General features: G+C 69.5%; 6 protein-coding genes. 1 reads left to right on the top strand and 5 read right to left on the bottom strand.

Going from position 1 to position 5,297, the window contains the following annotated elements:
• Window positions 1-178: 178 nt before the first annotated feature.
• From mbp1 to QH196_RS07835, 5 genes are all read right to left on the bottom strand, one after another.
• A complete protein-coding gene (gene mbp1 / locus QH196_RS07855; RefSeq protein WP_051157414.1) occupies window positions 179-457 on the bottom strand; it encodes a microaggregate-binding protein 1 in 279 nt (92 codons plus the stop codon).
• Window positions 458-566: 109 nt separating this feature from the next.
• A complete protein-coding gene (locus QH196_RS07850; RefSeq protein WP_280415092.1) occupies window positions 567-992 on the bottom strand; it encodes a nuclear transport factor 2 family protein in 426 nt (141 codons plus the stop codon).
• A gap of 46 nt (window positions 993-1,038) precedes the next feature.
• Window positions 1,039-1,557 carry a DUF1992 domain-containing protein gene (locus QH196_RS07845; RefSeq protein ID WP_280415091.1) on the bottom strand — a complete coding sequence of 173 codons (519 nt, stop codon included), beginning with the start codon at window positions 1,555-1,557 and terminating at the stop codon, window positions 1,039-1,041.
• Window positions 1,558-1,637: 80 nt separating this feature from the next.
• The gene (locus tag QH196_RS07840) at window positions 1,638-3,008 is read right to left on the bottom strand and encodes a hypothetical protein (RefSeq protein ID WP_280415090.1); all 1,371 of its coding nucleotides are present in this window, start codon (window positions 3,006-3,008) and stop codon (window positions 1,638-1,640) included.
• A 126-nt stretch (window positions 3,009-3,134) separates the two neighbouring features.
• Window positions 3,135-4,067, bottom strand: a complete 933-nt coding sequence (locus tag QH196_RS07835) for an alpha/beta hydrolase (protein WP_280415089.1) — start codon at window positions 4,065-4,067, stop codon at window positions 3,135-3,137.
• A 221-nt stretch (window positions 4,068-4,288) separates the two neighbouring features.
• On the opposite strand from QH196_RS07835, the gene QH196_RS07830 reads away from it, so the two are divergent.
• Window positions 4,289-4,537, top strand: coding sequence for a hypothetical protein (locus QH196_RS07830; protein ID WP_280415088.1), 249 nt, complete (start codon window positions 4,289-4,291; stop codon window positions 4,535-4,537).
• The last annotated feature ends 760 nt before the right edge of the window (window positions 4,538-5,297 follow it).

The following is a 5,297-nucleotide window of genomic DNA, read 5'->3' as shown; positions in this document are numbered from 1 at the left end:
CCCCCCCCCCCAAAAAATATTTTGTTTTTTTCCCGGTGTGGCCGCGCGTCGGGGCCCCATCGGGGGGGGGGGGGGGGGGGGGCCCCCCCCACCCCCCCCCCCCCCCTTCCCCCCCCTATCGCGGGGCCCCCTACCTCCACTCCGGCCCGGCGAAGCAACGCCGCCGGGCCCGATCAGCTCAGACGTCGCGGGGCGTCGGCGCTACCGTCTGCCCGTGGCCCGGGTCCTGCTGGGCCCGCTGACGCTGTTCGGCATCGGCGGCCTCGAGACGTTCCTGCTGCGCCTCGTTCTCCTTCTCGGCGGCAGCGCGCTGCGATTCGCCCTTGTCCTGCTGTGCCTTGCCCTCGGTGCGCAAGGAGTCGTTGTCGAGAACCGCTCCCGCGGCCTCCTTGACCTTGCCCTTCGCGCCCTCGACGGCACCTTCGATGCCCTCGCGTGCGCTCTTGTGCTCGGCCACGATATCCACCTCCGAATCTCGGTTGCTCGGTCGGATATCGGCCGCGTACCCGGCTCCGGAGCCTTCAATCCGGCGGTAACCCGGGGATCGAGTGCCTCGGATCACCCGGTCAGCTGAAAGCGGCCTCCAGCCCGTCGAACCAGGCCGCGTCCTCGACCAGCCGGGCACTGCGCCAGCCGTCCGGAGTGCGCACCAGGTCGTGGTTGTACCAGCCACCACAGGTGAACTGCTTACCCGGAGAGACGATCATCGGATTGAAGAACATGGCGCGGACCTTCGCGGTGTCGCCGTCCAGTTCCACCGCGATATTGGAGATGAAATGCTGGGTCCGGGAGAACAAACCCAGCTGTTCGGTGAGCTTGGCGACGACCGTGTCCACATCCCCGGTGGGCCCGCCGGCCGTGCTGTAGTCGATCTGCGCGTCGGCGGTGAACACCGAGCGGTACAGCGGCCAGTCCTTGTCGTCGACGGCGGTGGCGTAGCGGGTGAGCAGATCGGTGATCTCGATCCGGTCGGCGAGCGTGCGTGAATCCATACCCCCCATACAACCGCACCGGGGCGGCGCTTCGGGTGGGATCGCCTCAGCTGTTCCGGCGGATCCGGCGCCACCACGGGCGCCGGGGCCCCGCCCCGCTCGCGCGGTCACGCTGCGGCTCCTGCACGGACGGTTGCGTAGTGGGCTCCCCATCGGCGGGTCCATCTGCGGCACGCCAGCCGGCGACCACTTCCTCGACGTCGGCCGGGGCGACCGGCACCTGCGGGCCGGTCGGCACCCGCAACCAGTCCACGATCCGCCGGTTGAGCTCGGCAACGGTGGCTCGCACCTGCGCTTCGGTGGTCAGCTCACGCACCGTTTCGGGCAACCGCTCCACCTCACGGCGTAGCTGCAGCGACGGTGGCAGGGCCACATCCCCGCTCACCCCCTCACGCCGGAGGTAATCCCGCAACCAGGAATTTTCGTCGTGGTACCGGCTCCCCGCACCGGGCAGCGGTTTCCCGGCGCCGGTGAGGTTCTGGAATTCGCCCCGCTCGGTGGCCTCGCGGATCTTACGGTCGACCCAGGTTTCGAAGTCGACTCCTGCGGGTTTGCGCTCCGACATGGTGCCTCCTCACCGTCACCCTCACGGTAGCGCGCAACCCACAGCGCGACGACCCCGCAGCGGGAGCCGGTGAGCGGCGCTCAGGCCCCGTTGGTGGAGCCGCTGCGGGCCCGCCCGGACCGCGCCTTGCGCCGTTCGGCCTGGAGTTCGGCGAGTTCCTGCTCCAGGATGTCGGCGACCCGGAACTGACCGGTGTCGTAGCCGTCGGAAGACCGCACGACCTCGAGGAACTCGTCGGTCTCCTTGTCACCGGACAACTTGCCCTTGGCACCCGATTCGCCCGAACCGTTACCCGCCGCGCCGGCCTGCTTGGCCCGGTCCAGCTTCCTGACGGCAGCGCTCGTCGAATTGCTGATCGGCAGTTTGTCGGTGACCTCGGCGTTCTTCACCGCGGGCTCGTCGAACAGCGGTGAATTCGTGGCCATCTCATCCAGCAGGGAACTCGTACGCCCGATCAGGCCGGAGGTCACGTCGGCGAGATCGCCCGCCCGCTTCTTCCCGGCGTCACCGGATTTGCCCTCCGAGCGAAAGGCCGACCCCGCACCGGCATTCTTCGCACCGGATTCGAGCGCCGCCGGTTGCGTCGCGGCGGTATCGCCGGTCGGCAGTGCCCGCGCCTCACCCGCAGTGGGATCGAGTTTCATCGTGACCCGCGGCAGGCTGTTGCGGATCTGCGCGGCCGGATCGGGCAACCCGCGGACCTGTTCGGTGGCCCGCAGAATCGCCATCCCGTAGCGGGCGCTGGCCGCGTCGTGGATGAGCAGCGCGACACCGATCATCACCGGCGCCACGGCGTGCACACCCACGTCGTACCAGTCACCCACCCGCAGATACGGATAGGTGTTGAGCCCGACGGTCAGGGCCAGCAGCGCGATCTCGGCGGCTGCGGTCTGCTTCCGGTTGTTGACCACACCCCATTCGGCCACCTTGTTGGTGCCGATCATGATGATGATCAGGCAGACACTGATCATCCCCTCCAGCAGGTAGCTGAACCAGAACAGGGGATCGCTGGGACCGGTGGGGGCGATGTTCTGCTGGACGTTGACCGCCGACCACAACATGCCCGCAGCGACCACACCGGCCAGTGCGCGCAACGACCAGGACCGATGCCGGTACAGCGAGGCCAGTTTGGCGTGCGGGCTGGATTCCCGGCGCTGCGCGGCGATGGCTTTACGGGCGAGCAAGAGGTCGCGCATATCCGCCTTCTCGATCTGCTCGGTGGTCTGCCGGGCCCGGTCGTTCGCCGCGGCGACGGCCTGGATCTCCTTCCAGCGTTGTCCGCGCTCTTGCTCGCGGATACGCTCGGCGAGTTCACGTTCGGCATGCAGCTCCGATTCCGACAGCGCCTCGGTGAGCGCGGGATCGAACTGGTAGGCCAGTCGGTTGCGGGCGTGTTCGACGCGCTGGGCCAGTTGCGTGACATCGTCCTCGATCGGCGGCTCGACAGTCATTACGGCTCCCGCCTCGGGTGATTCGATGGCAGACAAGTAGTCACGCCGGGGTACGGTACCGCCCTTTGCCGCGCGATGCACCGTCACGGTCGAAACAGCCGATTTCCATGGTCGTTCACAGGCCGTTCACGAGTTCCCGTGGCGGGGTCGCGGTTCCGGCTCCGGGGCCGCCGAACGCCCGTCACAATGCGCCACAGCGGCCAGGATCGCCCGGATCGCGGGCCCCGCCTCGGGGACCGGCACGAGCGGATAGACGTGGAAGGCGCCGGGCACCTCGGTGAAACGCACTGCCGAACCGGCACGTTCGGCGAACAGCCGCGCATCGGGGTGCAGGATGTCGTGGGTGCCCATATAGAGATCGGTCGGCGGTAATCCCTGCAGCGGGCCGTTGATCGGGCTCAACTCGGGGAGACCGAGATCATCCCCGCCGGCCCAGACCCGGCCCGCCTCCAGCAGACCGGGGCGCGCCAGCCACGGATCCACGGCTTCGACCCGATCGATCTCGGGATTCGACAACCGCAGATCCAGGCACGGCGAGAGCAGGATCAACCGCGCGGGCGCAGGCAGACCGGTCTCCGGCAGGGACTGGGCCAGCGTGAGCGCGAGGGTCCCGCCGGCCGAATCCCCGGCGACCACCACCCGCGCGGGGTCGAATTCGCTCAGCACATCCCGGTAGACCTCGGTCAGGTAGGGGCGCGCGTCCCGGTAGGTGTGGCGCGGAGCCAGCGGGTAGATGGGCACCTCCACCCGATGCCCCGCCGCGGCCAGCCGTCCGATGAACCGCCAATGCCACCAGCTGATCTCCCGGAAGAAACTGCCACCGTGCAGATAGATCACCGCGGTACCGGATTCCCGGCCCGCCCGCGGCACCACCGTGTAGCTCGGAAAACCGCCGACGGTACGGCAGGCGATCGAGTAGCGCCGCCGCAGTCCCCGGGGCGGCGCGTGATCTCCCGGCGGCCCGGCCATCGCCACCCGCGCCTTCTCGGCAGTGTCCATACCGCGCTTACGGGACAGCCGAAGATATACCGACACCGCCCGGCTACGACGACCGACCATCAGCTCTCCTCGCTCGGCGCACAGCGCTCCCCGAACGGCCGGACCATATCGCGGTGCGGCCCACTATCCGGCCACGCTACCGTCACTGCATGTGCGACGACAGGGACCACCGCTACCGCACCCACTACGTATGCCCGCCATGCCGGATCACGCAGAAGCGATGGGTTCCCACATCACACGGCAGCGCAGGGCCGCCCCGCTGCCCCCGGTGCTCGACCGAAATGCACAACGCCGGCCACGATTTCGCCGCCCCACGCCGGCACGACAGCGCGGGCTGGTCGGTCGTGGCCGCGGTCCTGGCCACCGGCCTGCGCTACGACGGCTACGAACCCTGCGGCTGCGGCCGCGAACCGAAACCCCGGCCCCGCCCCCGCGCCGAACTACGCGCCTCGCTCGACGGGGCAGCAGCCCGCCACCACACCACAACCGGCGAGGCACTGTCGGCCCGCCCCCCGATGAGCCTCACCTGACCGGGCGCCCCTGGCCCGACGTTTACCGAGCAGCACCGCCACAGAGAGCCGGCCGGATTTCGGCCTGCGTCCTTCCCGAGCGGCGTGGGGAAGCCGATCACCGGCCGCGATCCGGTGAGCACTGAACGGGCCGACCGCGACCAGTGAGCGCCGAACTCCACGAGACACCCACCGGCCGACCTCCCTGCCGAATGTGGCCGAATATGCCCGACAGCCGCGCCGAGCCCACCGGAGCATTCGGCGGTTCGGGGCCATGCCGAGCCGATGCCCAGTGACAGCGTCGTTCCGGGCAAGACACCCGCCACCCTGGAGTCGCCCGGATGTTCTCGGCAGCTGCGGCGACCGCCTGCGCCCCTCCTGACCAGTGGGGCCGCGGTGACCCGGTGAGCCCAGAGCGAACACCGCGGCACGCGTGAACTTCCGGCAACCTCCGATGTGTCGCCGCATTCGGTGGCAGACCGTCCCGCCGGGTCGGCTCCTGCGCCGGGTCGAGCCGACTATGCCCCACGGAGGCACGACGTGCGGCGTGGGGCCGCAGCAGGGCATGGCTGTGTCCCCACGGCGGGCGGTAAGCCGGGGGGGCACAACCACGCGGCACGGGTGAGATCCACAATAATTTCTGGCGGCGATGGCGGACTCGGGTGGGCCGCTGGACCTCGTCGAAAAGTTCGCGCACCCGATCCCGGCGCAGATGATCTGCGAGCTGCTCGGGGTGCCGTTCGCGGAGCGGGCGGCTTTCGAACACCATGCGCTCGCCGTC

The organism is Nocardia carnea, from assembly GCF_029868325.1.
GTDB lineage: Bacteria > Actinomycetota > Actinomycetes > Mycobacteriales > Mycobacteriaceae > Nocardia > Nocardia carnea_C.
Note: the sequence above shows the minus strand (reverse complement) of the source record. Positions and strands in the feature narration are given on the sequence as shown.

Coding starts and splice junctions, on each gene's coding strand:
- QH196_RS07835 (WP_280415089.1), bottom strand. CDS start 4,067: ATGGTCGGTCGTCGTAGCCGGGCGGTGTCGGTATATCTTCGGCTGTCC.
- QH196_RS07840 (WP_280415090.1), bottom strand. CDS start 3,008: ATGACTGTCGAGCCGCCGATCGAGGACGATGTCACGCAACTGGCCCAG.
- QH196_RS07830 (WP_280415088.1), top strand. CDS start 4,289: ATGCACAACGCCGGCCACGATTTCGCCGCCCCACGCCGGCACGACAGC.
- QH196_RS07845 (WP_280415091.1), bottom strand. CDS start 1,557: ATGTCGGAGCGCAAACCCGCAGGAGTCGACTTCGAAACCTGGGTCGAC.
- QH196_RS07850 (WP_280415092.1), bottom strand. CDS start 992: ATGGATTCACGCACGCTCGCCGACCGGATCGAGATCACCGATCTGCTC.